Below are 2,025 nucleotides of genomic sequence, written 5' to 3' on the forward strand. Positions count from 1 at the left end.
CCGCGCCCGCCTCGACCCCGGGCGCGCGCCGCCCGCCCCCGCCCCCCCCGCCCGGTCACACTGCCCGTGGATGTTCTGCCACGGCCAGCCAAACCCCGAGGACCCCCGAGCACCCGCGAGTCGCCCAGGGTCCCGGCCCGTGGCCTCAGCCCCCGGCGCGCAGCTGCCGGAAGAACGCCCGTACGTCCCCGACCAGCAGGTCCGGCTCCTCCATCGCCGCGAAGTGGCCGCCCCGGTCGAACTCGGTCCAGCGCACGATGTTCTCCGTGCGCTCCGCGCGGTGCCGAAGCGGAACCTGGAGCTCGGCGGGGAAGACGGCGAGGGCGGTCGGCGCGGTCGACGGCTCGGCGGGCGCGGCGGCCCGGCCGGTGCGGGTGTGGGCCCGCTCGTAGTAGATGCGGGCGGCCGAGGCGGCCGTGCCGGTCAGCCAGTACAGCATCACGTCCGTGAGCATCCGGTCCCGGTCGACGGCCTCCTCCGGCAACTCCTCGCAGTCCGTCCACTCGCGGAACTTCTCGACGATCCAGGCGAGTTGGCCGACGGGTGAGTCGGTGAGCGCGTAGGCCAGGGTCTGCGGGCGGGAGGCGTTCAGGTGGGCGTAGGCGGCGCCGTCCCGTTCCCAGGCCGCCCAGCGGCGCCAGGAGGTGAGCGTGCGCTCGCGTTCGGCCGGGCCGAGCGCGGCCAGCTCCGCGTCGGTCGGCTCGGTGGCCTGCTGCGCCCCCGGCAGCAGGTTGAGGTGGACGCCGATCACCCGGTCGGGGTGGGCCCGGCCCAGCTCCCGCGAGATCGCCGCGCCCCAGTCGCCGCCCTGCGCGCCGAACCGCTCGTAGCCGAGGCGCCGCATCAGCTCGGCCCAGGCGTCGGCGACCCGGCCCGCCTCCCACCCGCGGTCGGCCGTCGGCCCGGACAGGCCGAAGCCCGGGATGCTCGGCACCACGACGTGGAACGCGTCCGCCGGGTCGCCGCCGTGCGCGGCCGGGTCGGCCAGCGGCCCCACGACGTCCAGGAACTCGACGACCGAACCCGGCCAGCCGTGGGTGACGACCAGCGGGGTGGCGCCGGGCTCGGGGGAGCGGACGTGCGCGAAGTGGACGTTCGCGCCGTCGATCGTGGTGGTGAACTGCGGCCACTGGTTCAGCCGTGCCTCGGCCGCCCGCCAGTCGTACGTGTGCCGCCAGTGGCGGACCAGCTCGCGCAGGTAGCCGGTGGGCACCCCGTGGTCCCAGCCCGCGCCGGGCAGTTCGTCGGGCCAGCGGGTGCGGTCGAGGCGGTCGTTCAGGTCGTCGAGGGCGCTCTGCGGGACGTCGAGCCGGAAGGGCCGGATGCCGTCGGCGGGCGGTGGGGTCGTCATGGACGGGATGTTAGGGGGGCTGGTCGCAGGGGGTGCGGGAATTTGATTCACGGCCGAGCGATGAGTTCTGTGGCGCGGTCCGGTCGATACAGGTGACCGCGCGGACCGGTCGACACGGAAGACCGCGTCCCACACCCAAGGAGGACCCCGTGGCTACCCAGGGATTCACCACCTGCCTCTGGTTCGACGGCACGGCCGAGGAGGCCGCCCACTACTACGTCTCGGTCTTCAAGGACTCCGGCATCGGACGGATCGGCCGATCCAACGAGGCCGGGCCCGGCCCCGCCGGGTCGGTGGTCACCGTGGAGTTCACGGCGAACGGCCACCGGTTCATCGCGCTGAACGGCGGTCCGCAGTTCACGTTCAGCGAGTCGATCTCCTTCCAGATCCACTGCGCGGACCAGAAGGAGGTCGACCACTACTGGGCCCGGCTCACGGACAACGGCGGCGAGCCGGGCCCCTGCGGCTGGCTCAAGGACAGGTACGGCGTGTCCTGGCAGGTCGTACCGGACGAGCTGATCGACATGATCAACGACGCCGACCCGCAGAAGGCGGCCCGCACCACCCGGGCGATGCTCGCGATGGGCAAGCTCGACATCGCCGCGCTGAAAAGGGCCTACGCGGGCGAGTAGCGGCCTGCCGGACGGCCGGCCCACCTGTCCGGGGGAGTGGGC

Annotated in this window: 2 protein-coding genes; one reads left to right on the forward strand and one right to left on the reverse strand. The window is 73.9% G+C overall.

The features are described from left to right. Positions 1–145 precede the first annotated feature (145 nt). Positions 146–1,351 carry an epoxide hydrolase family protein gene (locus ACFC02_RS42380; protein ID WP_376368342.1) on the reverse strand — a complete coding sequence of 402 codons (1,206 nt, stop codon included), beginning with the start codon at positions 1,349–1,351 and terminating at the stop codon, positions 146–148. A gap of 149 nt (positions 1,352–1,500) precedes the next feature. On the opposite strand from ACFC02_RS42380, the gene ACFC02_RS42385 reads away from it, so the two are divergent. Then, complete coding sequence (locus tag ACFC02_RS42385) at positions 1,501–1,983, forward strand: VOC family protein (protein WP_376368344.1); 483 nt, start codon at positions 1,501–1,503, stop codon at positions 1,981–1,983. The last annotated feature ends 42 nt before the right edge of the window (positions 1,984–2,025 follow it).

This window comes from Streptomyces sp. NPDC056160, from assembly GCF_042268205.1.
GTDB lineage: Bacteria > Actinomycetota > Actinomycetes > Streptomycetales > Streptomycetaceae > Streptomyces.